The sequence below is a fragment of the Pseudonocardia sp. P-1 genome (assembly GCF_058111925.1).
The window spans coordinates 1,239,958-1,266,166 of sequence record NZ_CM176614.1; the positions used below are offsets into that span (position 1 = coordinate 1,239,958).

Genomic DNA, 26,209 nt, shown 5'->3' on the forward strand with positions numbered 1-26,209 from the left:
GGTGGTCGGTGGCCCGGGGCGGGGGCCGGACCGAGGGGCGCAGCGGGACCTCCGGCCCGTCCCCCCGGGGCGGTGGCGGGGCAGGCTGCGCGTGTCGGCCGACGGAGGGATCACGATGGGCCAGCAGGACGACCGCACACGATTCCGGCTCGACGCCCCGCCCGAGACCGTCGACGACGACCCGCCGCTGCACGCGGTCGTGGCCTCGCGCCTGGTCGCGGTCACCCCGCAGACCCCGGTCCGGACCGCGCTGGACCTGATGCTGGCCCACGACGTCCACCACCTCCCCGTGTTCGCAGGTCCGCGCTGCATCGGCCTCGTGACCGAGTCCGACCTGCTCCGGGGCGTCGCCGCCCAGTGGGGTCCGCTGGGCCAGGCCGTCCTCACCGTCGCCGAGGTCCACGGCCCGGTCGCCGTACTGCCGTCCTCGGCGCCCCTGTCGGCGGCCGCCGCGGCGATGGCGACCGACGGACGGGACGCCGTCCTCGTCGCGGACGGCGACCGGATCGACGGCATCGTCACCGCCTCCGACGTCGTCGGCGTCGTCGCGCGCCGGACCGGTCCCGTCCCGGGAGGGGTCCCGGGACCACCGATCTAGCTTCGGTCCGTCCGCAACGACGACCGGCGGCGCACCCCGGAGGTGACGCCGCGACGAGGCAGGAGAGCAGATGACGAAGCGACTGGGCATCCTCATCGGTGGAGCGGCGATCGCCATGGGCGCATCGCTCGCCGTGGCCGCACCCGCGTTCGCGGAGACGGTCGGCTACTACAACAACAAGACGGTCTGCCAGCAGCAGGGCGCGAAGATCGTCAACGCGGCCCCGGGCGCCCCGACCACCTTCACCTGCATCGGGAACGGCAACCCCACCACCGACTCCACCCGCTGGGAGCTGCGGGTCTACTGACCCGTCCCCGCGGCCCCGGGTGCCGGGAGACGACGCGCCCCCGCCGGTTGCTCCCGGGGGCTCTCGACCCGGAGCGCTGCCGGTGGTGCCCCCGGGAACCGCCCGGCGCGGAGTCGGGTGGCTCCCGGGGGGCCCGAGCCGCCGGGCCCGCCCACCCCGTGGATCACCGCCCCGGCCGGGGCGCCATCCACGCTGACGGTCGAGGCGGCCCAGCACGGCATCGCCCTCCACGGCGGCGACGCCTGCGTCGACCAGGCCATCACCGACGACCCGATCGGCCTCGGGACGCCACGGCAGGACGCGCGGTGCGGTGGCCGAGCACCACCGGTGCGGCCTACTTGAGCAGGAAGCCCGCGTCCACGGGGACGGTCGTCCCGGTGATCCACCTCCCCGCGTCGGAGCAGAGGAACGCGATCACCTCGGACACGTCGGTCTCGGCCAGGGCGTCCACCGGCATCAGATTGAACCGCATGGCGTTGCCCAGCTCCTCGTGCTCGGTCAGCCACTGCGGGAAGAAGTCGTTGTTCGACATCGGCGACGCGACGCCGGTGGGGTGGATGGTGTTCACCCGGATCGACTCCGGCGCGAGCTCCGTGGCCAGCGTGCGCATCAGGCCGACGATGCCGTGCTTGGCCGCCGTGTAGTGCGTGCAGCCGGCCACGCCGCGCAGTCCCGCGATCGACGACGTGATCACGATCGAGCCGCCGTCGCCGCCCGCCCGGATGTGCGGGACCACCGCCCGGCAGGCCTTGAACACGCCGGTGAGGTTGATGTCGATCATGTCGTCCCAGGCCTCGTCGGTGAGCTCCCAGGTGTTGTCCGACAGGCTCAGGATCCCGGCGTTGGCCAGCAGGATGTCGATGCGGCCGAACTCGCTCATCGCCGTGTCGGCCAGCCGGGCCATGTCCGCGGTGCGGCGCACGTCGCCCTCGAGCGCGATGCAGCGACGACCCAGCTCCTCCACCTGCGCGACGGTCTCCTCGAGGGTCGCCGGGGCGCCCGGTGGCGAACGGGACCGTGGCCACCTGCTCGGTGATGTCGCAGGTGACGATGTCGGCGCCCTCGCGGGCGAGGCGGAGCGCGTGCGCCCGTCCCTGCCCGCGCCCGCCGCCGGTGATCACCGCGACCTTGCCGTCCAGCTGTCCCATCTCAGTTCCCCTTCCGGTACGCCGCGGCGCGGCGGTTGTGTTCGGTGATCGCGTCGGTCAACGGCCGGTAGGGCTCGTCCCACGGGTCCTTGAGCCCCCAGCCGCGCCCACCGGTGTTCTCGACGTAGCCGCACCAGTGCCACCCGGCGAACCAGGGCTCGTCGAGCAGGACCTCCATCGCGGCGCCGTAGTCCGCGCCGCGGGCGGCGTGGTCGGGCAGGCCCTCGCGGTGCGGGTCGAGCTCGGTCGGGGTCCAGTTCCCGACGTCGGCGCTGCGGCTGCCTGGGTCCGGCTCCTGCCGGCGACGCACTGCAACAACGGTCATGGATGCTGCGCGCTCGGCAAGCCAAGCGGTGGCCGCACCCCTGTCCGGCCGACACGCCGCACGGCCTGCATCAACTCGACGACGGCAACGCCGGCCTGCCGGAGCACCGCGCCGTCCGAGCAGGGCCTACTTCAGCATGAAGCCGGCGTCCACCCGCACCTCTGTACCGGTGACGTAGCGGGCGTCGTCGCTGACCAGGAACGCGATCATCTTCGACACGTCCTCGGGCTGCACGACATCCACGGGCATGAGGTTGCCGCGCATCGGGCCGGTGAGCCGTTCGTGGGTGCCCATCCAGTCGACGAACCACTGGTTGTTGGACATCTCGGTGTTCACGCCGGTGGGGTGCACGACATTGACCCGGATCATCTCCGGCGCCAGCTCCCACGCCAGCGTGCGCATCAGCGCGATCAGCCCGTGCTTGGCCACGTTGTAGTGGGTGCAGCCGGCCACCGAGCGCAGGCCGCCGGTGGAGCCGGTGAGCGTGATCGCCCCGCCACGCTTCCCGGAGATCATGTGCGGGATGAACGCCCGGCAGACCTTCCAGCCACCCGTGACGTTGATGTCGAGCATGTCCTGCCACTGCTCGTCGCTGAGCTGCCACGTGCTGTCCGCGGCGCCCATGACGCCGGCGTTGGACACCAGCGCGTCGACGCGTCCGAACTCGGTCATCGTGACGTCGGCGGCACGCTGGACCGCCGCGGTGTCGCGGATGTCGGCCTCGATCGCCAGGCAGCGCCGGTCGTGCTTCTCCACCAACGCCACGGTCTCGGCCATGTCGTCGGCGGTGCTCATCGCGTAGTCGATGGTGGCGATGTCGCCCGGCGCGTCGAGGATGACGACGTCGGCGCCCTCGCTCGCGAGCGTGACCGCGTGCGAGCGGCCCTGCCCGCGCCCGCCGCCGGTGATCACCGCGACCTTGCCGTCCATGCGGCCCATGTCAGTTCCTTCCGTCTCTCTCACGCAGCGAAGAACTCACGCAGGACACCGGCCAGCTCCGCCGGCTGCTCCAGCGCCATGCTGTGTCCGCACTCGGCGATCTCGACGTAGCGCACGTCGTCGCTCACGCGCTCCATCTGCCGGCGGGTCTCCTCGCCGATGAACAGTTCACTGGCCACCGCGAGCACCGGCATGGGCAGCTTGGTCCGGCCCCACTCCTCGTCGAGCGCGATGTTGGTGAACGTGGCGCGGTAGACCTCGAAGATCGCCCGCAGCCCGCCCGGCGCGGATGAGCAACGCGTCCACTCGGCCACGCAGTCCGGAGTGATCGCGGCGGGGTTGTAGGTCTCGTTCTTCATCCACGTCGACCAGAAGATCTCCTCCCGACCGCTGATCAGCATTTCCGGGAAGTCCGGGACGTGGAAGAAGCCGACGTGCCACAGGAAGTGGCTGGACCGCACGTTGTCCGCGGTGAGCGCCGACCAGTCCTCCAGCCCGAAGCCGGGCAGCAGCATCTCGCCGTAGGACAGCTTGGTGACGCGCTCGGGGAACGTGGCGGCGACTGCGTAGGCGAACGCGGCGCCCCAGTCCTCGCCCGCCACGGCGAACGTCTCGTGGCCCAGCTCGGTGAGCAGCGCGCCGACATCCTCGGCGATCGTGCCCATGTCGTAGCCGCCCTCGGGCCGCTCGGAGTCGCCGAACCCGCGCACGTCGGGGGCGATCACGGTGAAGTGCTCGGTGAGCAGCGGGATGACGCGGTGCCAGTAGTACCAGGTCTTCGGCACGCCGTGCAGCAGCACGAGCGCGGGCCCCGACCCGGCGGTGACGTAGTGCAGCCGCACCCCGTTGACGGTCTTGCGGCCGTGCGTGACGGGGGTGCCGGCGTGGTCGGTGACGTCCAACATCAGTGCTCCCTGGTGGTGCGGTCGAACCGGGTCACGATCTCCACCAGCGCGGCCGGGTTCTCCTCGGCGATCCAGTGCCCGGCCTGCGGCACCGACTCGACGATGACGTTCTCGGCGACCTCGCGGCCCATCTCCTCGGTGACGGAGTCGAACAGGCTGACCTGGCCGTGCAGCCCGAGCACGGGCATCGTCAGCTTCCCGTTCGCCGCCAGTGCCGCCCGCGTGTCGACGGCGTCCTGCTCGAAGGCGCGGTAGAGGTCGAACCCGGCGCGCATCGCGCCCGGCTCGGCGTACGCGGCGGCGAAGTGGTCGGTGTCCACCGCGGTGGGGCGGAAGCCGAGCTTGTCGTAGAAGTGCTGCAGATACCAGCGCTCGCGGCCAGCGGTGAGTGCCTCGGGCAGGTCCAGGATCGTGTGGAACGCGAAGTGGAACAGGGTGGGGTCGTTCTTCATCCGGTCGTGCACCTCGGTGCCGGGCAGCGGCGCCTCCCCGTAGCCCATGGCGCGGGTGTCGCCGGGGTAGCGGAGGGCGTACGCGGTGGCGAGTTGGCCGCCCAGGTCGTGCCCGAGCACGAAGGCGGGCCCGGTCAGCCCGAGATGATCGTGCAGGAGCTGGTGGATGTCCTCCGCCATCTCCCGCTTGGTGTAGCCACCGGGAGGCAGGTCCTCGACCCGTGGGTCCACGGTGCGGCCCAGGTCCAGACGCGGGCGCGACGTGTTGCCCGCGCCGCGGTAGTCGGGCGCCACGACGTGGTAGCCCTCGGCGGCGAACATCGGCAGGACGTGACGCCACTGCCACGAGGTCTCCGGCCAGCCGTGCAGCAGCACCAGCGTGTCCTCGCCGGTCCCGGCCTCGTAGTAGTGCATCCGGACGCCGGTCTCCAGCAGAGCGGTCCCGGTCATCTCCGCGAGGTCGTTCATGCCGCCACCGTTTCCCCGAAGAACTCCAGATAGATCCGCGCCAGCTCGTCGGGCCGCTCCAGGGACGGGTTGTGCCCACACCGCTCGATCACGACGCTGCGGACGTCCTGCGCGACCGGCTCCATCTGGTGGCGGACCTCGTCGCCGAAGAACGCCTCGCCGCCGACGGCCAGCACCGGGATGGTCAGCTTGTGTTCGAACTGGGGTGCGTTCTGCTCGCCGTCGAGGTCGTTGGCCCGGTACACCTCGAGGATCGTGTGTGTGCCGCCCGGCGACTCCAACCAGCGGACCTGCTCGTCGACGTCCTCGTCGGTGGCTGCGCTGGGGTCGTACATCTCGCGCTTCATGAAGAACGACCAGAACTCGCGCTCCCGGCCGGGCATGAGCATCTCGGGGTAGTGCGGCACGTTGAAGAAGTCCAGGTGCCACATCGTGCGGGTGTCCTCCTTCTTCAAGGTCCTGGTACGACCCGCGACGTCGTCGCTGCCGTACCCGAGCCCCGGCAGGAGCATCTCCTGGAACACGAGTTGCTCCACGCGGTCGCGGTGGAACGCGGCCACCGCGTAGGCGATGGCGGCGCCCCAGTCCTCCCCGACGATCCGGAAGCGCTCGAAGCCCAGGTGGTCGGCGAGCGCGACGATGTCCTGCGCCATCGTCTGCGTGTCGTACCCGGTCTGCGGCCGCTCGGAGTCGCCGTAGCCGCGGCAGTCCACCGCGACGACGGTGTGGTGCGGGGTGAGCAGCGGGATCACCTTGCGCCAGAAGAACATCGTCTTCGGCACGCCGTGCAGCAGGATCACCGGGTCGCCGGAGCCACCCATCGCGTAGTGGATGTTCACGCCGTTGACCTCGGGGCGGCCGTGGGTGAGCCGCTGTCCGGCGTGGTCGGTCATGTCGTAGGTGCCCATGGGAACCTCCGTTCCGTCCTACTTGAGCATGAAGCCGGCGTCGATCGGCACGGTCGTCCCCGTGATCCACTTGCCCGCGTCGGAGCAGAGGAAGGCGACGACGTCGGACACGTCGCGCTCGGGCAGCGCGTCCACCGGCATGAGGTTGAAGCGCATGGCGTTGCCGAGTTCCTCGTGCTCGGTGAGCCACTGCGGGAAGTAGTCGTTGTTCGACATCGGCGAGCCGACACCCGTCGGGTGGATCGTGTTGACCCGGATCGACTCCGGCGCCAGCTCGCGCGCCAGCGTCCGCATCAGGCCGACGATGCCGTGCTTGGCCGCCGTGTAGTGGGTGCAGCCGGCGACCGCGCGCAGGCCCGCGATCGACGACGTGATGAGGATCGTGCCGCCGTTGCCGCCCGCGCGGATGTGCGGGACGACGGCGCGGCAGGACTTGAACACGCCCGTCAGGTTGATGTCGATCATGTCGTCCCAGGCCTCGTCGGTGAGCTCCCAGGTGTTCTCCGACAGGCTGAGGATCCCGGCGTTGGCCAGGTGGATGTCGATGCGCCCGAACTCGCTCATCGCCGTGTCGGCGAGGCGCTCCATGTCCGCGGTCTTCCGGACGTCGGCCTCGATCGCGACACAGCGCCGGTCGAGCTTCTCCACCGCGGCGACGGTCTCGTCCAGGTCACCGGGCCGCCCCGTCGGGAACGGGACGGTGGCCACCTGCTGCGTGATGTCGCAGACGACGATGTCGGCGCCCTCCTGGGCCAGCCGGATGGCGTGGGACCGGCCCTGCCCGCGCCCGCCGCCGGTGATCACGGCGACCTTGCCGTCGAGCTGCCCCATGTCAGTCCTTCCCGTGCTGCGCGAGCGCGCGGCGGTTGTGTTCGGTGATGGCGTCGGTCAGGTCGCGGTAGGGCTCGTCCCACGGGTCCTTGAGCCCCCAGCCGCGACCGCCGGTGTTCTCCACGTAGCCGCACCAGTGCCAGCCGGCGAACCACGGCTCGTCGAGCACGGCGTCCAGGGCGGCGCCGTAGTCGACCCCGCGGGCGGCGTGGTCGGGCAGGCCCTCGCGGTGCGGGTTGAGCTCGGTCGGCGTCCAGTTGCCGGCGTCGGCGACGATCACCGGCTTGCCCCCGCACTGTTCGCGCCAGCGCGCGAGGTCCGCGCGCAGCTGCGTGCGGGACTCCTCGGTCGGCTCGGTGAAGTACTGCACCGACAGCACGTCGACGAAGGGCTCCATCGCCCGCAGCACCGGCTCCGGGATGCCCTTGTTGCCGTTGAACCGGTCGCCGAGGATCAGGTGGTCGGGGTCGTAGCGGCGGATCGCGGTCACGATCGTCTCGTAGTAGCGGCTCGCGACGTCGTAGAGCTGCTTCTCCCGTTGGGCCGGGTCGAGGCCGCGCAGCTCGGCGAAGTCGGCGCCGGAGGCGTGCGGCAGCCAGGCCGGGATGTCGACGAGGAAGTAGCCGAGCAGGTCGGGCGAGTCGGCGTGCTCGGCGGCGATGCTGCGCGCGAGGTAGTCGCACCAGACCGCGTAGTCGTCGCCTCCGTGAGCAGGGTCCATGGGCCGGAACGCGGGGTAGCCGTTCCAGTCCTCGATCTCCTGCACCGGCACCTGCGCGACGTAGGGGATGCCCGCCCCGCGCAGCTCGGTGGCCGACCACGGGATGGAGTGCTTGAGGTCGATCGGGTCGCCGAACCAGTCCAGCGCCTCGCCCCAGCCGCCCGCGACGTACTCCTGCGTCCAGCCCAGCGTGTTGAACGACCAGTTCCGAAGGTCGGCGACGGCCCCGTCGGCGATCCAACGTTCGCGGGAGCCGTAGCGCTCCCGCCAGATGTCGCGGTTGTAGGGGAACTTGAGGTTGGTCTCGTCCACGTGGTTCAGGGCCAGGGACAGGAACGGTTTCCCGTCCGGGTCGACCAGCCGCCCGTCGCGGACCGCGAACGTCGCCATCTCTACAGCTCCCCGGCGAAGAAGCGGAGGTAGTGCCCGGCCAGCTCGTCGGGTGCCTCCTCGGCGAGCTGGTGGCCCCACGGCAGGGTCACCGCCCGCACGTCGTCGGCGACCTCGCGCATCTGCCGCTCGTTGTCGGCGCCGATGAAGTGCTCGCTGCCCACGGCCAGCACCGGCATCGGGAGCCGGGTCTTCGCGGACTCCCTGTTCTGGTCGCCGTCGGTGAGCGTGGCCCGGTAGATCTCGCACATGCACTTCACGCCGCCGGGCGAGGAGTAGCAGCGCACGTACTCGTCGAGCGCGTCCGGGGTGATCGCCGACGGGTCGTGTGTCTCGTGCTTCATGAAGTAGGAGAAGTACTCCCGCTCGTGCCCACTGATCAGCATCTCCGGGAACTCGGGCACCGAGTAGAAGTTGATGTGCCAGAGCCAGACGTAGCTGCGGACGTTGTCCGGGGTCAGGAACGAGTAGTCCTCCAGCCCGAACCCGGGAAGGATCATCTCCTGGTAGACCAGTTGCTGGACGCGGTCGGGGTGCCGGGCGGCGAGCTGGTAGGCGGCCGCGGCGCCCCAGTCCTCACCGACCACGCGGAACCGCTCGTGACCCAGCTCGGTCATCAGCTGCGCGAAGTCCTCGGCCACGTTGCGCATGTCGTAGCCGTCTCCTGCGTGCTCGGAGTCGCCGAGCCCGCGCATGTCCGGGACGATCACGCGGTACCGCGACGTGAGCAGCGGGATCACGTGCCGCCAGTGGTAGGACGTCTTGGGCACGCCGTGCAGCAACAGCACCGGCTCGCCCTCGCCGGCGGTCAGGTAGTGCAGCCGTACCCCGTTGACGGTGGCCCGCCCGTGCGGGACGAGGTCGCCGCGATGGTCGACGATGCGCATGGTTTTTCCTCTCAGAGCAGGTCGTAGACGGTGCGGTTGAAGTCCGCGATCGGGTCGACGTACTCGCCGTACGGCTCGTCCCACGGGTCCTTCATGCCCCACCCGCGCGAGAGGTTCTCGACGTAGCCGCACCAGTGCCAGCCCAGGAGCCACGGCTCGCGCACCAGGTCGGTGAACGTGTCGATGTAGTGGCGGGCGCGAGTGGCCTGGTCCGGGACGCCGTCCATCGTGCGCTGGGGGTTGAGCTCGGTAGCGGTCCAGTTGCCGATGTCGGGAATGAGGATCGGCTTGCCGACCCGCTCGTGGAGCCCGCGGGCGTGGGTGATCACGTGGTCGCGCGAGGCCTGGTCGTTGCCCGGGTAGTACTGCACCGACAGCACGTCGATGTAGGGCTTCGCGGCCTCGAGCACCACGTCGGGGAGCTCGTTGTCGCCGTTGTAGCGGTCGCCCAGGATCAGGTGGTGCGGGTCGTAGGTGCGGATGTGGCGGTGGATCGTCTCGTAGTACTTCGTGGCGATCTCGAACAGCTTCGCCTCGCGCTTGTCCCCCTCGAGCCCCTCGAGCCCCGGCCAGTCCGCACCCGCGGGGTGGCGGAACCACAGCGGCGCGTCGACGAACGAGTAGCCGATGAGGTTCTTGCTCTCGGCGGCGTCCACGCAGATGCTGCGCGCGAGGTAGGCGCAGTGGTCGTCGAAGTCGGCGTCGAAGACGTCGGGGTAGTACGGGCGCCCGTTCCAGTTCTCGTTCTCCGCCAGTCGCATCTGGATGATGTAGGGCATCCCGGCGGCCTCGAGGTCGGCCACGGTCCACTGCGCGCCGTGCTCGACGACGACGATCTGCGACCAGTCGAACTTCTCGCGCCAGCCGCCGCCGATGTACTGCTGGGTCCAGCCGATCGAGTTGAACCCCCAGTTGCGTAGGTCGGCGACGACGCCCTCGGAGATCCAGCGCTCCCGCGAGCCGCCGTAGCGCTTCTGCCAGACCTCCAGGTTGTGCGGGTACTTGAGGTCGGAGTCGTCGATGTGGTTCAGGCCGACGGACAGGAAGCCGTTGCCCAACGGGTCCACGAGCCACCACCGGCCGCTGTCGCGGTCGAGCCGGAACGCCCCGGTGGCATCGAACCTCCAGCGGGTCGAGCCGCCGTAGCTGTCGATCTCGGACAAGGTCTTCCCCTCAGCGCGGCAGGCACGAACGCACGTACGCGTCGGCCTTGGCCAGTTCGTCGGTGATGTGGTGCAGGGGCCAGCCGCCGGTGCCGTGGCACTTGAGGCTGGCGGGGCCGGAGTAGCCGACGCGGGCGAGCGTGCCGAGCGGGACGGCGTGGTCGAGAGTGCCGCCGACGCGGGGCAGCTGCTGCTCCCCCGCCCCGAAGTTCAGACCGTCGACGCCGTGGCGGTAGGCCCGGTCGATGTCCCAGATGTAGTAGTAGAAGAGCTTCCGGCGCTCGGCGAGCCAGGTGATGGCCTCGCTGATGCCGTCCTGCATGACCCACAGGTGTGGCGGGGCGAGGCAGATCCCGAGGTTCGGGTGGTCGATGTCGCATACCAACCGCTTGATCTGCGCGAGTGTGTCGACGCCTTCGTCCCAGCGCTGCTCCTCGCCGTGACCGGACTCGAAATCGGCGTTGAACGGCACGGTGAGGTGGTTCTCCACGGCGATCCGGACGCCGTTACGGGCGGCGGCCTCCACCAGGGTGGGGAGGAACGTCGCGACGAAGTCGGGGTAGTTGGCCTCACAGTCGAAGATCACGGTGTCGATGCCGAGGTCGCGGGCGAACTCGATGCGCTCGAGCATCTCGTCCTGCGTCTTCCCGTACATCGTCAGGCCGCAGGGGCGCACGCCGTAGCGGTCGAGCACCGCGCGGATGGCCGACGGGTCGTCGCCCGGGCTCACGTGGTGGGCCAGCGGCGCGGCCGAGGACCACAGGTTGACCTCGGTGAACCCGAGCCCGGCGAGCTCGCGGATCGCCACCTCGAGCGGGTAGTCGTGGTACGGCAGGATCTCTGCGGTGTAGCGCATTTCTCTCCTCACGCCACGATCAGCGGCCGCAGGGTGCGGTGGGCGACCTCCAGGCCGGTGTGGATCCGGTCCTCGGTGCCGCCCCAGACCGGGTCCTCGTGCTCGACCGAGAGCACGCCGTCGAAGCCGCCCTCGTAGAGGGTGTCGACGACCCGGCGCCAGTCGACGTCGCCGAGGCCGGGCACCCGGTAACGCCACCAGCCGACATCGAACGGGTCCTCGCGCCGCACGGCCTTGCCCGGCCAGCCGTAGCGGTGGCGCTCGTCCGGGAAGAGCTGGATGTCCTTGGCCTGGGCGTGCGGGATCCTGTCCACGTAGGGGCGCAGCGCCTCGACCGGGTCGATGCCCATCCACACCAGGTGGCTCGGGTCGTAGTTGAGGTAGAGCCCGAGCGAGAACATCCACTCCCACAGCTCGGGCGAGTAGGCGAGGTTGCCCGGGTAGCCGTCCGGGTGCCAGCCCTCCATCACGCAGTTCTCGACGATCAGCTTGACGCCGTGTTCGCCGGCCCGCTCCACCAGCGGTGGGAAGATCTCCTCGGCGTCGCGCAGGTTCTCCGCCACCGTCCGGCCGGGATGGCGCCCGACGAACGTCCCGACGGTCGGGCAGCCGAGCAGCGCGGCGGCGTCGATGCAGGCCGCGAGGTGGGCGTGCACGGCGGCGCGTTCGGCCGGGTCGGGGTGCAGGTTGTTGTCGTAGAACGCCAGCGAGCTCAGCGTCAGACCGTGCTCGTCGAACAGCGCGCGCGTGGTGTCGGCCTCGCGCTCGCCGAACGCGGCGACGTCGAGGTGGCTGGCGGTGAACGGCCGGTCGCCGATCGCCGGCCAGGCCGCCACCTCGAGGGCCTCGTAGCCCGCTCCCGCGGCCCATCGGGCGATTTCGTCCAGCGGCCGATCGGGCAGACAGGCGGTGAGCATTCCGAGTTTCACGAGGGCACCTCCACCCAGGTCGAGGACTCCGACGAGCGGATCACCGCGTCGGTCAGTGCGGCAGCACGCAGGCCGTCGGCGAACGTGGGCAGCCCGTCCGGTGCATCGCCGTGGACCGCGGAGTAGGTGTCGGCCACGAACGCGTTGAAGCAGTCCTGGTAGCCCTGCGGGTGGCCGGGCGGGAGCAGTGAGTACCGTGCCGCGGCCGGCGAGTACGCGGGCGCGCCGCGGTGCAGCACCCGGTCGCCGTCGCGGTCACCGATCCACAGCTGTTCGGGCGACTCCTGGTCGAAGCGGTAGGCCGCCCGCTCGCCGTCGAGGGAGATGCGCAGCGCGTTGCGCCGGCCGAGCGCGGTCTGGCTGACCACGACCGAGCCGGTGGCGCCGCTGTCGGTCTCGAACTGGACGGTGCTGGCCGTGCCCCCGCCCGCGGTCGCGGCGAGCAGGCGGGTGATCCGGTGCCCGCTGGTGAACTCGACCAGGTCGCACCAGTGCACACCGACGTCGGCGAACGCACGGTGCGCGCCGCCCTCGGCGGCGTCGCCGCGCCATCCGGCCGGCGCTCCGGCCGCCTGCCAGTCCTGGAGGTAGGCACCGTGCAGCAGGTGCAGCGGCCCGGCCCCGCCCGCGTGGACCCGGGCCCGGATCTCCCGGGCCGCGGGGTGGAAGCGGTAGACGAAGGGCACCGTCGCGACCCGGCCTCGGGCCGCGGCGACCAGCGCCCGCGCGTCGTCCAGCGTCGTCGCGAGCGGCTTCTCGCAGACCACCGTCTTGCCCGCGGCCAGCGCCCGGCGGGCCAGGGCGACGTGGGTGGAGTTCGGGGTGCACACGTGCACCACGTCGACGTCGTCGGCGTCGATCAGGTCGTCGCCGCTCACGGCCGCGGTGCGGGCACCGAGGCGGACGGCGGCCTCCTCCGACCGGTCGGGGCGCGAGGCCGCGACACGGGTCACCTCGCCCCCGGCCGCCCGGACGGCGTGTGCGTGCACGCCGCCGATGAACCCGGCGCCGATGATCCCGGCGCGGAGCCTGTCCGCCATCGCTTGCTCCTGTCTCAACTCGTCGTCACGGTCAGTCCGGCCCGGTCCAGCGCGTCGTCGAGCCAGGCGCGGCTGATCCGGGCCGCCTCGGCCGGGTCGCCGTCGTAGGAGTCCAGCTCGACGACCAGCCAGTCGTCGTAGCCGATCTCGGCGACGGCGGCGAGCACGCCGTCCAGGTCGAGCGCGCCGCGGCCGAGCGGCAGGAACGTCGCACCGTCGGACCCGAGGTCCTTGAGGTGCACGTGCCGGATCCGGTCCGCGTGGCGGCGGATGAGCGCGGCCGGGTCGCCACCACCGGCGGCCAGGTGGGCGGTGTCCGGGCAGAAGCCGATCGTGGATCGGGAGAACACGGCCTCGATCTGTTCCGGGGACTGGCCGATCGTGCCCAGGTGCGGGTGGTAGCAGGCGGACAGGCCGTGTTCCGCCGCGATCCCGGCGACCGTGTCGAGGGCCCGGGCGAGCCGGTCGTGATCGCCGTCGGCGATCCCCTGCGCTCGCGGCGCACCGCCACCGACCACCAGCTGTGCCGCGCCGAACCGGGCGGCGTCCTCAGCGGCCCGGCGTACCCGGTGCAGTTCGTCGGGCAGGATCTCGGGGTAGACGAAGTTCCCGCCCGTGTAGACACCGACCAGCGACAGCCCGGTCTCGTCGAGCAGCCGGTGCAGTGAGCCGGGGTGGTCGTCGCGGATCTCGGCGAACTCGCGCACGTTCCCGTCGAACATCTCGACGCCCCGGTAGCCGGCGGCGGAGATGTCGCGCAGCGCCCGGTCCATGTCTCCGGGGACCCGGTAGACGAGGTCCTTGACGCTGGTCACCCCGGCCGCGGCGCCGGTGACGCCGCCCCAGGTGATCGAGTGATAGCCGAGACGCACGACCCACCTCCTTCGGTGCGGCCACGGCGCCGCACTTGCGATCGATGCGATGACAGTAAAGTTTGATCTACACAAAAGTCAATGGACTATCCTCGGAAGCCTGGCCGAGGCGGAACGAGGAGGTCGCCGAGTGGGACCGTCCGTGCAAGGGGTCGCGCCGGACCAGCTGGACACGCTGGTCACCGTGCTCGACCTGGTTCGTTCCGGCGGCGCGCGCACACGTCCGGAGCTGGCCCGTCGCTCCGGGCTGGGACGCACGGTCGTCTCGCAGCGGCTCGGGCAGCTGGAGGCAGCGGGTCTGGTGACCGAAGGCGACCTCGGCACGTCCACCGGCGGCCGAGCGCCGCGCGAGCTGCGCTTCCGTGCCGATGCGGGGGTGCTGCTGGTGGCCTCGCTCGGGGTGACCGGATTCGACGCCGGTGTGGCCGACCTGAGCGGACGTCTGGTCGACCACCGGAGTCGCGCCTGGGACATCGCCACCGGGCCGGAGGCCAGCCTGAGCCGGGTGGAGAGCCTGTTCGACGAGCTGCTCGCCGACCGGGGCGCTCCCGCCGTCTGGGGCGTCGGTCTGGGGGTGCCGGGCCCCGTCGAGTTCGCCTCCGGCCGTCCGGTGGCGCCACCGATCATGCCGGGCTGGGACGGCTACCCGGTCCGCGACCGGCTGGCCACCCGCTACGACGCGCCCGCGTTCGTGGACAACGAGGTCAACCTGATGGCGCTGGGCGAGTACCGGGCGGGCCGGGGGGTCGGATCCCCGGACCTGGTCCTGGTCAAGATCGGTACCGGGATCGGGGCGGGACTGATCTCCGGCGGACGGCTGCACCGCGGTGCGCAGGGCTCGGCGGGCGACATCGGACACGTCGGGTTGACCGGATCGGTCCCCGGCGCGGAGCAGGTGGTGTGCCGTTGCGGCAACGTCGGCTGCCTGGAGGCGTTCGCGGGCGGCGCCGCACTGGCACGGGATGCGACGGCGGCCGCCCTGGACAACCGGGGGGAGCACCTGACCGAGCGGCTGGCTAAGGCGGGCGAGATCACGTCCGACGACGTCGTGCGCGCCGCCGAGTTCGGCGATCGGGTCGCGGTCGAGCTGTTGTCGCGTGCCGGTCGCCTGGTCGGCGACACCGTGGCGGCCATCGTCAACTTCTTCAACCCGTCGACGATCCTGCTCGGCGGCCGGGTCGGGACCTCCGGCGATCTGCTGTTGGCCGGGGTTCGCCAGTCGGTCTACCGCCGGTCTCTGCCGCTGGCCACCCGCGACCTGCAGATCGCGCGGGCGTCGCTGGGCGAACGAGCGGGCCCGACCGGGGCGGGCTGCATGGTCGTCGACGAGCTGTTCGGCCGGGACCTGCTGGCCCGGTGGATCCCGCACGGCAGCCCCGCCGGGATGCCTGGGCTGCATCCGAGCTCGCGCGCAGACGCCTGACAGGACAGCGGTCCACGGCCCAGCCGGCGCCGAACCGTCGGGGCCCGCGGCTCGCGCCCTGGCCCACCGCGCAGTCTGATGGCGAACCGGGCGTCATGCATCGGTGGGCGTACCCCACCGATCCGGTTGCCGCGGCGGAGGGACGACGGGCGGTGTGTCTCAGGAGCGGTGCGTCTCAGGCACGGTCGGTCCTGCCCAGCAGAGCGTCGGAGATGATCCGCAGCTGGATCTCCGACGTCCCCTCGAAGATCTTGGTGAGCCGCGCGTCCCGCCAGTAGCGTTCGGCCGGGAAGTCCGTTGTGTAGCCGGCGCCGCCGTGGATCTGCAGGCCCTCGCTGGTCACCCGCTCGGCCATCTCGGAGGCCACGAGCTTGACCATCGAGGCCTGTGTCGGACTGGGCCGCCCGGCGTCGACCGCGGTGCACACCTGGTACATCAGGGCCCGCGCGGCCTCGACCTGCGCCGCCATGTCGGCGATCCTGAACCGCAGCCCCTGGTTGACGCCGATCGGGCGGCCGAACTGGACCCGCTCGCCGACGTAGGCGATCGAGTCCTCCAGCGCCCCGCGGGCCAGCCCGATCGCCCGGGCCGCGGTGTGGATGCGGGCGGTGTCCAGGTCGCCCATGGCGATCCGGAAGCCCTTGCCCGGTTCGCCGACGATCTCACTCGCCCAGGCGCCGTCGAAGGCGAGCTCCCAAGTCTTCCAGCCGTGGTAGCCGATCTTGCGGACCGGGGTGCCGGTGACGCCCTCGGGCAGGGTGCCCCGCTGCTTCGGCATCAGGAAGCAGGTCACCCCGCGCGAGCGGTGTGCGGGGTCGACGGGCTCGGTCCGCGCGAAGACCTGCAGATAGTCCGAGCCGTCGGCGAAGGTGCACCACATCTTCTGGCCGGTGATCCGCCAGCCCTCGCCGTCCGGGACGGCGCGGCAGCTCAGGTTCGCGACGTCGGACCCCGCCTCGGCCTCGGACAGCGCGAACGCGCTGAGGAACTCGCCGCGCGCCATCGCGGGCAGGTAGCGGGCGCGCTGGTCGGCGTCGAACCCGGCGGTGAACTGCTGCCCGCGGGCGATCAGGCTGGCCACGCTCATCCAGGCGCGGGCCAGCTCCTCGACGATGATCGCGTACTCGGACAGGCCCAGGCCGAGCCCGCCGTACTCCTCCGGGATGAGGATGCCGAAGAAGCCCAGCCCGGCCATCTTCTCCCGCAGGGCCATCGGGATCTCGCCGTGCTCGGGGTCGAGCTCGTTGGCGACGGGCAGGACCTCCTTCATCGCGAAGTCGCGGGCCATCGCCTGGATCGCCAGGCGGTCCTCGGTGAGGAACGGTTCGGTCATCTCTCCGTCTCCGTGGGTCGATCGCGCAGGTGGATGCCGAGCCCGGCCCGGCCGGGGGCGAGGTGGTCGCGCAGGACGAGGTCGTCGTCGTAGTCCCCGCCGTTCTGCCTGCGGAACGGCAGCGGGGTCGTGTGCGGGACGGCGAGCACCCGCGCGCACAGCTCCGTCGCGGCCGTGGCGAACTCGTCGTCGGACACCCGGTTCGCGCCCGTGACGACGACGGGCGGCAGGACCTCGTAGCCGACGTAGAACAGGGTGCCGTGCTGCAGGGGGAAGAGCAGCTCGTCGAGGTGCCCGTGGACGCCGCGGGGTCCGAGGTCCGGGCCGCGCCCGCCGACCGTGGTCACCACCAGTGCCCGCTTGCCGGCGAGCGGGCCCTCGCCGTAGCGCAGGGTGCGGCCGGGGTGGTCGGGATCGGTGACGCCGTAGGCGAAGCCCTTGAGGAACACGCGGTCGAACCAGCCCTTGAGGATCGCGGGCATGCCGTACCACCAGAGCGGGAACTGGACGACGAGCGTGTCGGCGGCCGCGACCTTGGCCTGCTCGGCGCGCACGTCCGCGCTCAACGCACCGGCGGCGTAGGCCTGGGCCGACACCGGCCCGACCCGGAACCGCTCGTCCGGGTCGTGGCCGTAGTCCGCCGCCGTGACCACCGGGTTCCAGGCCATGGCGTGCAGGTCGGAGACGACGACCTCGTGCCCGGCCTGCTCGAGCGCGGCGACGCCCGCGTCCTTCAGCGCCCCGTTCAGCGAGCGGGGCTCGGGATGGGCGAGGACCCAGAGGACCCTCACGCGACGAGCTCGACGATCGCGGCGAGGCCCTGGCCGCCGCCCATGCACATCGTCTCCAGGCCGTAGCGGCTCCCGCGGCGGCGCATCTCGTACGCCAGGGTGGTGAGGATCCGGCAGCCGGTCGCCCCGGCCGGGTGACCGAGGGAGATCCCCGAGCCGTTCACGTTGAGCCGCGGCTCGTCCGAGGGGAGGCCCCATTCCCGCAGGCAGGCGATGACCTGGGCCGCGAACGCCTCGTTGACCTCGATCAGGTCGATGTCCGCCCACCCCAGCTCGGCGCGCCGGAGCGCCGTGGCCACCGCGGGGACCGGCCCGATCCCCATCGTCCGCGGCGGCACCCCGGCCGACGCGGAGGTCACGATGCGGAGGAACGGCGTGAGGCCGAGCTCGGCGGCCCGCGCCGCGCTGGTCACGACGCAGACCGACGCGCCGTCGCTCTGCCCGCAGGCGTTGCCCGCGGTCACCGTGGCGTCCGGGTCCTCGTGGCGGCGGACCGGCCGCAGCCGCGCCAGGTCGTCCAGGGTGAGACCGGCGCGCGGGTGCTCGTCGAGGGTCACCACGGTCTCCGGCGTGCGGCGGGTCCCGGGCACCGTGACCGGCACGATCTCCTCGGCGAACCGGCCCTCCTTCACCGCGCCGACGGCCTTCTCCTGCGAGGCGAGCGCGAACTCGTCCTGCTCGGTGCGGCTGATCGCGTACTGGGCGCGCAGGTTCTCGGCGGTCTCGAGCATGCCGCCGGGGACCGGGAAGTGCACCCCGCCCGCCGTGGTGCGGCCGCGGGCGATCCGGTTGACCATCCGCAGCTCGTCGCCGCGGACGCCCTTCTGCAGGCCCAGCGCGTAGTACTCGGCCTGGCTCATCGCCTCGACGCCACCGGCGACGACCAGGTCCGCCCAGCCCTGCCCGACGGTGAGCGCCGCCTGCAGGACGGCCTGCAGCCCGGAGCCGCAGCGGCGGTCGAGCTGCATGCCGGCCACGCCGACGCCGAGCCCCGCGTTCAGCGCGGCGACCCGGCCGATGGCGGGCGCCTCGCTCGTCGGGTAGCAGTAGCCGAGCACGACGTCGTCGACGTCGCCCTCCCCCAGCCCGGTCCGGGCGATCAGCCCCTGCAGGGCCTGGGTGGCCAGGTCCGCGGCGGTCAGGGTGGCGAACACCCCGCCGTCGACGCCGACCGGCGTGCGCACCGGGTCGCAGACGACCACGTCGGACGGGCTCACGTCGGGACCTCCGTGCTGTACAGCCGCGCCGCGAGCTCGCGCAGCGCGGCGGCCTTGATCTTGGAACCGTTGGTGCCGACGGTGGTCGGCATCTGCTCGACGAGGTGCACGGAGTCGGGCACCTTGAACGTCGCGAGCGCCTGGGCACACCAGGCCCGCAGCGCGGCCGGGTCCGGGGTGGTGCCGGGCACGGCCTCGACGAACGCGACGGCCCTGGTGTCCCCGTCCACCGTGACGCCGACGACCTTGCTCCGGGCCACGTCCGGGTGCTCGGCCAGGCGGATCTCGATCTCGGCGGGCTCCACGAGGAAGCCGCGCAGCCGGAACGAGTCGCCCATCCGGCCCGCGTAGTCGAACGCGCCGTCCGGGTGGACCGTGCCCAGGTCGCCGGAGCGGAACCAGCCGTCGGCGGTGAACGAGCGCGCGCGGATCGCACCGTCGGTGTCGCCGAGGTAGCCGTCGACCACGGCGTAGCCGCGGAACTGCAGCTCACCGGGCTCGCCCTCGGGCGGCGGCCCGCCGGTGACCGGGTCGACGGCGCGCACCTCGATGTCCGGGGACACGGGTCGCCCGCCCGCCCGCCACCGCGCGGGCGCCGGGTCGTGCTCGAGCCAGAACGACAGCAGCGAGAACAGCTCGCTGGAGCCGAAGATCCCCATGGTCGGGGTGCCGGTCTCCTTCTCGGCCCACTCCGCGACCTGGATGGACTTGCCGTAGAAGTCCCCGATGAGCAGGCGGCGCCACGCGGACAGGTCGCCGCCGTGGGCGCGGTGGCTCTCCATCAGCCGCCCGGCCACGTCGTCCGCGCTGGCCAGGTGGGTCACCCCGAACTCGCCCATGTGGGCCACGACCAGGTCGTCGTCGAACGTGGGCTCCAGCAGCGCCGCCCCGCCGGCGGCGATCGCGGCGAGCGCCGGGACGTAGCCGAAGACCCCGGACAGCGGCAGCACGACCAGGCTGACCGACTCCGCGTCCCAGCCGCCCGCGGCGGCGACGTTCCGGGCGTGGGTGGCCACGCCGCTCCCGAGGTGGGCGGCGAGCTTCGGCATGCCGGTCGAGCCGGAGGTCGTGAACGCCACGGCCAGGGCGTCCCGGGTGCCGCGCAGCGCCTGCGGGTCGGCCGCGTCCGACGGCGGGCTGGGCACCCAGGCCCCCGCGCCGACGTCGTAGGTCGCGGCGACGGCCTCGTCCGCGGGTGGACGGCCGGGTCCGGTCACGACGGCGATGCCGGGGGCGGGCACGTCCGCCTCGGCGACCGCCTCGCGCAGCCTCGCCCGCAGGTCCAGGCCGAGGAAGTCGTGGGCGATCAGCACCACCCGCGGCCGGGCCCGGTCCAGGACGTGCGCGACGTCCGCCACGCCGTAACGGGTGTTGATGCCGATGACGTGGGCGCCGAGCGCGGCCGCGGCGAACTGCGCCACCAGCGACTCGGACCAGTTCGGCAGCCACACGCCCACGCAGTCGCCCTCGCCGACGCCGTGGGCCCGCAGGTCCTCGCGCAACGTGAGGACGCGCGCCACCAGCTCCGCCCGGGTGACCCGGCGCGGCGCGGGCCCGCCGTCGATGACCACGGTGCTCTCCGGCGCGGCCGCGGCGGTGTCGGCCAGCAGGTCGGCGAGGGTGGTCGTGCGGCCGGTCATGCGGCACCCCGGCTCTCGCGGGCGCCCAGCTCGACGAGCCAGCCGTGCAGGACGTCGGCGAAGCCCTCGACCTCCTCCATCGGGTAGTGCCCGATGCCCTCCAGCAGGGTGAAGCGGGAGTCCGGGATGAGCTCGGCGGCGCGGCGGACGTCCGCGGGGTCGAGCCACAGGTCGTCGTCCCCGACGACGAGGTGGGTCGGGCAGGCCACGCCGTCGAGCGTCGCCCGCACGTCGTGGGTGGCCCAGCCGATGAGGTCGCTGGTGGAGATCTCGGGGTCCTCGCGGCGGTGCATGCGTGCGATCAGCTCCGCCCGCTCGGCCGCCACCCGCCGCCCGACGACGGCGAGCGTGCCGAGGTAGGTCCGGTCCGAGCGGCTGGGCGCGGCCGAGTCGACCAGCTCGCGCTCCAGCCCGCGCACGCTCAGCATCGTCGAGTCGGTGCCGCCGTGCGCCGCCAACGCGACGGCGCCGGCCAGGCGCTCACCGCGGCGCACCGCGAGCTGCAGGGTGATGGCGCCTCCGATGGAACAGCCGACCACGAAGGGCCGGTCCATCCCGAGCCGGTCCATGAGCTCCTCGCACCACTGCGCGTAGACGCCCAGGTCCCGCACCGGGCCGCCGGGGGCGGGCTCCGAGCGACCGTGCCCGGGCAGGTCCGGGACCACCACCCGGTAGCCCAGCTCGGCGAGCCGCGGCTGGACCTCCCGCCACTGCACACCGTTCTGGCCCGCGGTGTGCAGGCACAGCACCGGCTGTCCCTCGCCCTCCTCGAGCACGAAGGCGCGGGTCCCGCCCACCTCGACGTAGTCGGCCCTCATCGTGTCCCCTCCGTGCGGGCGAACGCCCGCGCCTCGTCGACCAGCGCGACGACCGCCGCGGTCAGCCGCAGGTACTCGTAGGCACTGCCCTCGACCTCGAACTCGTCGCGCAGGGTCCGCTCGGTGAAGTCGTTGCGCGGACCGGTCAGCAGCCCGGCCCACACGACGTCGGGCGCGGAGACGACGAACGTCGGCCCGTCCGGTACCCGGGTCCCGGCCTCGAGCACCTGTCCCTTGTAGACGCGGAACACCACCAGGTCGCCGCCGAGGCGCAGGCCAAGGGTGCCGTCCCAGGTCCCGGTGGCCCGGGTGAACGCGGCCGAGTCGCCGAGCGCGGTGGCCAGCGCCCGCGCCCACTCCACGGACGGGAAGGACCGGCCGAGCCGGGCGCGGCGGTCGTCGACCGCCTCGCGCGCCGTGACCAGCGCGGCGGTCCGGCCCACCTGCACGACCTCGTCGTGCTGGTTGCGGACCACCACGTGCCTGCCGACGACACCGTTGCGCAGCGCCGACGTGCGACGGGTGCGGGTCACCGTCATCTCGTAGGTCACCGAGTCGCCGACGTGGATCGGCGCCACGAAGTCCCAGTGCGTGTCGAACGCCGCCTCGACGTGCGCCGACAGGCCGCGCTCGTGGTGCCAGCCGAAGAAGCCGGCCAGGCCCAGCGGACCGTGGACCAGCGGGCGGCCGTCGGCGGACCGGCCGTGCTCGGTGTGCAGCGCGGCCCGGTCCCCGCTGACCTCGGCGAAGGCCGCGACCACCGCCGCGGAGAAGCTCCGCGCCGGGCCGGTGTAGACCTGCCCGACCTCGAAGTCCTCGAAGTGGGGCGCGGCCGCCCCTGCCCCGGGCCCACCGGGGTACACCGGCGACCCGGTGGTGGCACTGGTGCTCATCGACCGTCCTCTCCGACGGGCCGTCGCGATCGTCGTCCCCGACGCGCTCGCGACGACACGAACGAACGTTCTTACACCTGCCATGCAATCAGCAGCTTCCCGGCCCGTCAAGAGCAGGAGCGCCGTGGCGGGTGCGCTACCGTGAGCGACATGAACGACCGTTCCCCGACCCTGGTCGCCGAGACGGGGCGGCGGAACGAGGCCGCGATCCTCAACGCCGCGATCCACGCCTTCGGCACCCAGGGCTTCAACGGCGCCTCGATGCGCGACGTGGCCCGCGGCGCCGAGACCAGCCTGTCCAACCTCTACAACTACTTCCCGTCGAAGTCGAAGCTGCTGGCCGCGGCGCTGCGACACGCCAACGCCGAGCTGCGCAGCCGCGTCCTGTCGGCCGTGGAGCTGGCCGGCGACGACGCCCCGTCCCGCATGCGCGAGGCGGTCCGCGCGCACGTCGGGTTCGTCGTCGAACACCAGACGGCGACCCTGGTGGCGACCAACGAGCTCCGCTACCTCGACCCCGAGGACCGCGCCGCACTGGTGGAGGACCGGGACGCCACCCAGGACGCCTTCGAGCGCATCGTCGCCCAGGGCGTCGCCGACGGAGCCTTCCGCACGCCCTACGCCACCGACGCGGCACGTACGATCCTCGGTGCCGTCGCGGCGATCGCGAGCTGGTACCGCCCGGACGGCGCACTGGGCCGCGGCCAGCTCGCCGCGCAGTACGCGCGCTACGCCCTCGCCCTGCTCGAGGCCCCCCTCACGCACTGACGCCCGCCGCGGGGGGCGACCCGGCGAGATGCCTCTTGTCCGCTGTGACCCGAGTCGCTAGCGTTCTAAGAACGATCGTTCGTACTCGTGTCGGAGCTCCTCGTTCTCCGGCACCCTCACCGCCGCACCGTTGCGGCCTGGAGGTGGACCCGGATGGACCAGCACGCTCCCCCGAAGAAGATGGGCCGGCTCGCTGCCGCGGCGGTCTTCGCCACCGCGCTCGAATGGTTCGACTTCCTCATCTACGCCACGGCCGCCGCCCTCGTGTTCGGGCACCTGTTCTTCCCCTCGGTCAGCCCGGTGGCCGGCACCCTGGCCTCCTTCGCGACGTTCGCCGTCGGCTTCGTCGCGCGACCGCTCGGCGGCATCATCGCCGGGCACGTCGGCGACCGCTTCGGCCGCAAGCCCCCGCTGGTCGCCGCCATGCTGCTGATGGGCGTGGCGACGTTCGCGATCGGCGTCCTACCCGGGTACGCGACCATCGGGATCTGGGCACCGATCCTGCTGGTGGTCGCCCGCCTGGTCCAGGGCCTGGGCGTCGGCGCCCAGTGGGGCGGCGCCGCACTGCTGCTCACCGAGCACGCCCCGGTCGAGCGGCGCGGGTTCTACGGGTCGCTCGTGCAGACCGGCGCCATCGCAGGAGCGGTCGCGGGCAACCTCTTCTTCCTCCTGCTGACCACCGTCCTGTCCGAGGAGCAGTTCGTCGCCTGGGGGTGGCGTGTCCCGTTCCTCTCCGGCCTCGCCCTGGTCCTGATCGGCGCCTACGTGCAGCTCAAGATCGAGGACACCCCGGTGTTCCACGACCTGCAGCAACGGTCGGCGGAGTCCCGGCGCGACGCCGGACTGCGCAAGGCACCGCTCGTCCAGGCCGTGCGGCACTTCTGGCGGGAGATCCTGCAGGCCGCGGGCGCGTTCTTCGTCGTCAACGCCACCTTCTACATCCTGATCAGCGGGATGCTGAGCTACGCCACCACACAGGTCGGCATGTCCCGGTCGGCGATCCTGTGGTGCGTCATGGGCGCGGGCCTGACACAGGTCGTCTCGATGCCGTTCTTCGGCGGTCTGACCGACCGGATGGGCTCGCGGAAGAAGCTCTACCTGACCGGCACGGTGCTGATGGCGGTCTGGGCCTTCCCGATGTTCCTGCTGATCGACACCGGCTCGCTGCCACTGGTCTTCCTCGCCCTGCTGGTCGGGTTCACCATCCACGCGACGATGTACGGCCCCCAGGCCACCCTGTACGCCGAGATGTTCCCGGCGGACGTCCGCTACTCGGGTGCCTCGCTGGGCTACCAGTTCGCCTCGGTGTTCGCCGGCGGCCTCGCCCCGTTCATCATGACCGCGTTGCTGGCGGGCACGGGTGCGTCCTGGTCGGTCGCGCTCTACATCATCGCCACGTCCGTGGTCACCTTCGTCGCGGTGGTGACGCTGAAGGAGCGCTACCGCCGCGACCTCTACGAGACCTCCGACGCCGAGGCGGCCAGGACCGTCGCCACCCCGGGCTGAGCGCTCCGGCCGGCTCCAGGCCCCACCGCGCACGACCCGACATGCCCCTGCTGGGAGCTGTCCGACGACGCCCCCGCCATATGCGCCCGGTCGGCGGCCACCGTTGCCGAACCGGGCGGTCCCCCGGAGCCGGCGGCGAGACCTGGTGTGGTCATCCGCGATCCTCGGCGCGGATGCGGCCCTCGCTCCGAGCCCGACGAGGCGCATTCCCGGGCCACTCCCCGGCGCACCGCCTCGAGCGGATCATCCCGCCACGGGCGGTCCGGGCCTCCGGACCGCCCGACCGCGCGCGCCGGACCCCGGGCCCCGTCCGGTCACCCACATCAGACCCGTGACGACGACCGCGAGCCAGGCTCCGCCGAGCGTCCAGCTGGTCGCGACGTCGGTGACCCAGTGCACCCCCAGGTAGAGCCGGCTGAGGCTGATCGTGAGGACCGCGGCGGCGGCGACGGCGCCGACCACGACCCGCCACCCGGTGGACCGCACCGCGCGCCCCAGGACCACCGCGATGATCCCGATGACCACGATCGCGCCGAGGGCGTGGCCGGAGGGCAGCGACAGGTCCGGCTCGACGACCAGCTGGGTCGCCACCGGCGGGCGGGTGCGGCCGTAGAGGTCCTTGAAGGTCGGCACCAGCACCGCCACACCGCCGGTCGCGACGGCGACGGCCAGTGCGTCCCACCAGCGACGCGTCACCAGCAGGACGGCGACGGCCGCCGCCGCGAGCAGCAGCGTCCCGTTCGTACCCCCGTAGCGGCTGACCGCCTCCATCAGCGACGTCAGGTCCGGGGTGCGGTGGACGATCATCCAGTCCAGCACCGGCCGGTCGGCCCCGGCGACGATGCGGTTCGGGGCGTCCTCCACCGCGTCGACGACGACGGCCTGCCCGGTGTAGAACGCCACCGCCGCACCCGATCCCCACAGCAACGGGCCGGGGACCCGGACGTCGCGACCGATCAGCGGCCCCGACGTCACCAGGCCCGCCCGGTGGGCGAACAGGACGACCGCGACGAGCAGCCATCCGAGTGTCAGGACGAGTCCCGCGGCCTGCTGTGCATCGGCGGTGTTCACCGTGCAACTGTCCCGCGCCGGTGCTGTGGCGGCGCTGAGAACGCCGGCGCGGGAGGTACGGGGACACCGACGCGACCGTCCGGGCTCACGGCTGCGTCTGGTACTCCCGCGCGACGTCGACCAGCATCTGGTGCATCGCCAGCTCCGCCGGCGCCCGCAGCCGGTCCGGCCGGTGCGCCAGCAGCACCCGCCGCGACGGCGCCTCCCGTCCGAGACCGAGCACCCGCACGTCAGGACGGGGTGCGCTGACCGCCGTCCGCGGGGCCAGCGCCACCCCGACGCCGACGCTGACCATCGCCTGCGCCTCCTGGTAGTCGTTCGCCTCGAAGGCGATGCGCGGGGAGAACCCGGCGGCCCGGCAGCTGCGTTCCAGCACCTCGGCCACCGGGTGGTCGTGGGCGCGGACGATCCAGTCCTCGTCGGCCAGCTCGGCCATGGTGACGCTGCGGCGGCGGGCGAGGCGGTGGTCGTCGGCGACGACGAGGACGGTCGGGTCGTCGAGCAGCGGGGTGAGCGAGAACTGCCCTGGGTCGACCCGGTCCCAGGCGTAGTCCCAGAGCAGCGAGATCCCGACCCGGCCGCTCTCCAGCATCGCGATGAGCTCGTCGTGGCGGGCGCTGCGGACGTCGAGCCGGATGTCGGGGTACTGGCGGCGGAAGCGGCTGACGACCCGTGGCATCAGCGCGCTCGCGATCGTCGGGAACGTACCGATCGCGAGCGTCCCGCGGCGCAGCCCGGCCAGCTCGGCGAGGTCCGCCTCGGCGGCCTCGAGGCGGCGCAGCACGTGCCGGGCGTGCCCGGCGAGCACTGCGCCGGCCTCAGTGGGGAGCACCCCGCGGGCCTGGCGCTGCAGCAGCGGCTGGCCGGCCTCCTTCTCCAGCCGGCGCAGCTGCTGGGACACCGCCGACGGTGAGTAGCCGAGCTGTTCGGCGGCCGCGGTCATGGAGCCGGAGTCGAGCACCGCGGCGAGCAGTGCGAGCCGTCGGACGTCGAGCACGGGGGCCTCCGGG

Annotated in this window: 27 protein-coding genes; 5 read left to right on the forward strand and 22 right to left on the reverse strand. The window is 72.4% G+C overall.

The genetic code is table 11. The features are described 5' to 3' along the window. The first annotated feature begins 115 nt into the window (after positions 1-115). Positions 116-598, forward strand: a complete 483-nt coding sequence (locus AC0GKK_RS05860) for a CBS domain-containing protein (protein ID WP_489883332.1) — start codon at positions 116-118, stop codon at positions 596-598. A 70-nt stretch (positions 599-668) separates the two neighbouring features. Next, complete coding sequence (locus AC0GKK_RS05865) at positions 669-905, forward strand: hypothetical protein (protein ID WP_251784525.1); 237 nt, start codon at positions 669-671, stop codon at positions 903-905. A gap of 334 nt (positions 906-1,239) precedes the next feature. Here AC0GKK_RS05865 and AC0GKK_RS05870 read toward each other — a convergent pair whose 3' ends face one another. The 14 genes from AC0GKK_RS05870 to AC0GKK_RS05935 all read right to left on the reverse strand — a co-directional run bounded on the left by AC0GKK_RS05870 (position 1,240) and on the right by AC0GKK_RS05935 (position 13,739). Continuing rightward, the gene (locus AC0GKK_RS05870; protein WP_489883333.1) at positions 1,240-1,869 is read right to left on the reverse strand and encodes an SDR family oxidoreductase; all 630 of its coding nucleotides are present in this window, start codon (positions 1,867-1,869) and stop codon (positions 1,240-1,242) included. 185 nt (positions 1,870-2,054) lie between these two features. Continuing rightward, positions 2,055-2,363, reverse strand: a complete 309-nt coding sequence (locus AC0GKK_RS05875; RefSeq protein ID WP_405418128.1) for a hypothetical protein — start codon at positions 2,361-2,363, stop codon at positions 2,055-2,057. A 141-nt stretch (positions 2,364-2,504) separates the two neighbouring features. Further along, positions 2,505-3,317, reverse strand: coding sequence for a mycofactocin-coupled SDR family oxidoreductase (locus tag AC0GKK_RS05880; RefSeq protein WP_100880181.1), 813 nt, complete (start codon positions 3,315-3,317; stop codon positions 2,505-2,507). A gap of 20 nt (positions 3,318-3,337) precedes the next feature. Continuing rightward, complete coding sequence (locus tag AC0GKK_RS05885) at positions 3,338-4,222, reverse strand: alpha/beta fold hydrolase (RefSeq protein WP_100880180.1); 885 nt, start codon at positions 4,220-4,222, stop codon at positions 3,338-3,340. Next, the gene (locus tag AC0GKK_RS05890) at positions 4,222-5,142 is read right to left on the reverse strand and encodes an alpha/beta fold hydrolase (RefSeq protein ID WP_489883334.1); all 921 of its coding nucleotides are present in this window, start codon (positions 5,140-5,142) and stop codon (positions 4,222-4,224) included. Before AC0GKK_RS05890 ends, AC0GKK_RS05885 begins: the two co-directional genes overlap by 1 nt. Beyond that, a complete protein-coding gene (locus AC0GKK_RS05895; RefSeq protein ID WP_346104368.1) occupies positions 5,139-6,050 on the reverse strand; it encodes an alpha/beta fold hydrolase in 912 nt (303 codons plus the stop codon). Before AC0GKK_RS05895 ends, AC0GKK_RS05890 begins: the two co-directional genes overlap by 4 nt. A gap of 18 nt (positions 6,051-6,068) precedes the next feature. Further along, positions 6,069-6,881, reverse strand: a complete 813-nt coding sequence (locus AC0GKK_RS05900; RefSeq protein ID WP_100880178.1) for a mycofactocin-coupled SDR family oxidoreductase — start codon at positions 6,879-6,881, stop codon at positions 6,069-6,071. Position 6,882: 1 nt separating this feature from the next. Beyond that, positions 6,883-7,992, reverse strand: a complete 1,110-nt coding sequence (locus AC0GKK_RS05905; protein WP_489883335.1) for a glycoside hydrolase family 5 protein — start codon at positions 7,990-7,992, stop codon at positions 6,883-6,885. Positions 7,993-7,994: 2 nt separating this feature from the next. Further along, the gene (locus AC0GKK_RS05910) at positions 7,995-8,879 is read right to left on the reverse strand and encodes an alpha/beta fold hydrolase (RefSeq protein WP_346104373.1); all 885 of its coding nucleotides are present in this window, start codon (positions 8,877-8,879) and stop codon (positions 7,995-7,997) included. An 11-nt stretch (positions 8,880-8,890) separates the two neighbouring features. Further along, positions 8,891-10,042, reverse strand: a complete 1,152-nt coding sequence (locus tag AC0GKK_RS05915) for a glycoside hydrolase 5 family protein (protein WP_405418139.1) — start codon at positions 10,040-10,042, stop codon at positions 8,891-8,893. A gap of 10 nt (positions 10,043-10,052) precedes the next feature. After that, positions 10,053-10,898: a sugar phosphate isomerase/epimerase family protein gene (locus AC0GKK_RS05920; protein ID WP_489883336.1), complete on the reverse strand. Its 846-nt coding sequence runs from the start codon at positions 10,896-10,898 to the stop codon at positions 10,053-10,055. Between the two features lie 8 nt (positions 10,899-10,906). After that, on the reverse strand, positions 10,907-11,827 hold the full coding sequence (locus tag AC0GKK_RS05925; protein WP_100880173.1) for a sugar phosphate isomerase/epimerase family protein: 921 nt from the start codon (positions 11,825-11,827) through the stop codon (positions 10,907-10,909). After that, the gene (locus AC0GKK_RS05930) at positions 11,824-12,867 is read right to left on the reverse strand and encodes a Gfo/Idh/MocA family protein (RefSeq protein WP_379673479.1); all 1,044 of its coding nucleotides are present in this window, start codon (positions 12,865-12,867) and stop codon (positions 11,824-11,826) included. Before AC0GKK_RS05930 ends, AC0GKK_RS05925 begins: the two co-directional genes overlap by 4 nt. A gap of 14 nt (positions 12,868-12,881) precedes the next feature. Continuing rightward, entirely contained in the window at positions 12,882-13,739 is an 858-nt protein-coding gene (locus AC0GKK_RS05935; RefSeq protein ID WP_489883337.1) for a sugar phosphate isomerase/epimerase family protein, read from the reverse strand. Positions 13,740-13,869: 130 nt separating this feature from the next. On the opposite strand from AC0GKK_RS05935, the gene AC0GKK_RS05940 reads away from it, so the two are divergent. After that, complete coding sequence (locus AC0GKK_RS05940; protein ID WP_253067187.1) at positions 13,870-15,162, forward strand: ROK family transcriptional regulator; 1,293 nt, start codon at positions 13,870-13,872, stop codon at positions 15,160-15,162. A gap of 175 nt (positions 15,163-15,337) precedes the next feature. Here the strand turns inward: AC0GKK_RS05940 and AC0GKK_RS05945 are convergent, their stop codons facing one another. From AC0GKK_RS05945 to AC0GKK_RS05970, 6 genes are read right to left on the reverse strand one after another with little or no spacing between them, the layout of a single operon-like run. Next, positions 15,338-16,495: an acyl-CoA dehydrogenase family protein gene (locus tag AC0GKK_RS05945; protein ID WP_379673481.1), complete on the reverse strand. Its 1,158-nt coding sequence runs from the start codon at positions 16,493-16,495 to the stop codon at positions 15,338-15,340. Further along, a complete protein-coding gene (locus tag AC0GKK_RS05950; protein WP_379673482.1) occupies positions 16,492-17,286 on the reverse strand; it encodes an NAD(P)H-dependent oxidoreductase in 795 nt (264 codons plus the stop codon). The genes AC0GKK_RS05945 and AC0GKK_RS05950 overlap by 4 nt, the downstream gene beginning before the upstream one ends. Next, on the reverse strand, positions 17,283-18,503 hold the full coding sequence (locus AC0GKK_RS05955) for an acetyl-CoA C-acetyltransferase (RefSeq protein WP_379673483.1): 1,221 nt from the start codon (positions 18,501-18,503) through the stop codon (positions 17,283-17,285). Before AC0GKK_RS05955 ends, AC0GKK_RS05950 begins: the two co-directional genes overlap by 4 nt. Then, on the reverse strand, positions 18,500-20,143 hold the full coding sequence (locus AC0GKK_RS05960; protein WP_489883338.1) for an AMP-binding protein: 1,644 nt from the start codon (positions 20,141-20,143) through the stop codon (positions 18,500-18,502). The genes AC0GKK_RS05955 and AC0GKK_RS05960 overlap by 4 nt, the downstream gene beginning before the upstream one ends. After that, positions 20,140-20,961 (reverse strand): alpha/beta fold hydrolase, encoded by an 822-nt coding sequence (locus tag AC0GKK_RS05965; RefSeq protein WP_489883339.1) that lies wholly within the window; start codon positions 20,959-20,961, stop codon positions 20,140-20,142. The genes AC0GKK_RS05960 and AC0GKK_RS05965 overlap by 4 nt, the downstream gene beginning before the upstream one ends. After that, on the reverse strand, positions 20,958-21,854 hold the full coding sequence (locus AC0GKK_RS05970) for a hotdog family protein (protein WP_489883340.1): 897 nt from the start codon (positions 21,852-21,854) through the stop codon (positions 20,958-20,960). Before AC0GKK_RS05970 ends, AC0GKK_RS05965 begins: the two co-directional genes overlap by 4 nt. A 150-nt stretch (positions 21,855-22,004) precedes the next feature. Here AC0GKK_RS05970 and AC0GKK_RS05975 point away from each other — a divergent pair, with 150 nt between their 5' ends. After that, on the forward strand, positions 22,005-22,622 hold the full coding sequence (locus AC0GKK_RS05975; protein ID WP_489883341.1) for a TetR-type transcription factor C-terminal domain-containing protein: 618 nt from the start codon (positions 22,005-22,007) through the stop codon (positions 22,620-22,622). Between the two features lie 153 nt (positions 22,623-22,775). After that, entirely contained in the window at positions 22,776-24,128 is a 1,353-nt protein-coding gene (locus AC0GKK_RS05980; RefSeq protein ID WP_489883342.1) for an MFS transporter, read from the forward strand. A 243-nt stretch (positions 24,129-24,371) separates the two neighbouring features. Here the strand turns inward: AC0GKK_RS05980 and AC0GKK_RS05985 are convergent, their stop codons facing one another. Further along, positions 24,372-25,199 (reverse strand): phosphatase PAP2 family protein, encoded by an 828-nt coding sequence (locus AC0GKK_RS05985; protein ID WP_489883343.1) that lies wholly within the window; start codon positions 25,197-25,199, stop codon positions 24,372-24,374. A gap of 85 nt (positions 25,200-25,284) precedes the next feature. Then, positions 25,285-26,196: a LysR family transcriptional regulator gene (locus AC0GKK_RS05990; RefSeq protein WP_179760449.1), complete on the reverse strand. Its 912-nt coding sequence runs from the start codon at positions 26,194-26,196 to the stop codon at positions 25,285-25,287. Positions 26,197-26,209: the final 13 nt, after the last annotated feature.

Excerpts from the sequence above, each read along its gene's own strand:
- AC0GKK_RS05860 (WP_489883332.1), top strand. The coding sequence starts at position 116 with ATGGGCCAGCAGGACGACCGCACACGATTCCGGCTCGACGCCCCGCCC.
- AC0GKK_RS05865 (WP_251784525.1), top strand. The coding sequence starts at position 669 with ATGACGAAGCGACTGGGCATCCTCATCGGTGGAGCGGCGATCGCCATG.
- AC0GKK_RS05880 (WP_100880181.1), bottom strand. The coding sequence starts at position 3,317 with ATGGGCCGCATGGACGGCAAGGTCGCGGTGATCACCGGCGGCGGGCGC.
- AC0GKK_RS05885 (WP_100880180.1), bottom strand. The coding sequence starts at position 4,222 with ATGTTGGACGTCACCGACCACGCCGGCACCCCCGTCACGCACGGCCGC.
- AC0GKK_RS05890 (WP_489883334.1), bottom strand. The coding sequence starts at position 5,142 with ATGAACGACCTCGCGGAGATGACCGGGACCGCTCTGCTGGAGACCGGC.
- AC0GKK_RS05895 (WP_346104368.1), bottom strand. The coding sequence starts at position 6,050 with ATGGGCACCTACGACATGACCGACCACGCCGGACAGCGGCTCACCCAC.
- AC0GKK_RS05900 (WP_100880178.1), bottom strand. The coding sequence starts at position 6,881 with ATGGGGCAGCTCGACGGCAAGGTCGCCGTGATCACCGGCGGCGGGCGC.
- AC0GKK_RS05905 (WP_489883335.1), bottom strand. The coding sequence starts at position 7,992 with ATGGCGACGTTCGCGGTCCGCGACGGGCGGCTGGTCGACCCGGACGGG.
- AC0GKK_RS05910 (WP_346104373.1), bottom strand. The coding sequence starts at position 8,879 with ATGCGCATCGTCGACCATCGCGGCGACCTCGTCCCGCACGGGCGGGCC.
- AC0GKK_RS05920 (WP_489883336.1), bottom strand. The coding sequence starts at position 10,898 with ATGCGCTACACCGCAGAGATCCTGCCGTACCACGACTACCCGCTCGAG.
- AC0GKK_RS05930 (WP_379673479.1), bottom strand. The coding sequence starts at position 12,867 with ATGGCGGACAGGCTCCGCGCCGGGATCATCGGCGCCGGGTTCATCGGC.
- AC0GKK_RS05945 (WP_379673481.1), bottom strand. The coding sequence starts at position 16,495 with ATGACCGAACCGTTCCTCACCGAGGACCGCCTGGCGATCCAGGCGATG.
- AC0GKK_RS05960 (WP_489883338.1), bottom strand. The coding sequence starts at position 20,143 with ATGACCGGCCGCACGACCACCCTCGCCGACCTGCTGGCCGACACCGCC.
- AC0GKK_RS05965 (WP_489883339.1), bottom strand. The coding sequence starts at position 20,961 with ATGAGGGCCGACTACGTCGAGGTGGGCGGGACCCGCGCCTTCGTGCTC.
- AC0GKK_RS05970 (WP_489883340.1), bottom strand. The coding sequence starts at position 21,854 with ATGAGCACCAGTGCCACCACCGGGTCGCCGGTGTACCCCGGTGGGCCC.
- AC0GKK_RS05975 (WP_489883341.1), top strand. The coding sequence starts at position 22,005 with ATGAACGACCGTTCCCCGACCCTGGTCGCCGAGACGGGGCGGCGGAAC.
- AC0GKK_RS05980 (WP_489883342.1), top strand. The coding sequence starts at position 22,776 with ATGGACCAGCACGCTCCCCCGAAGAAGATGGGCCGGCTCGCTGCCGCG.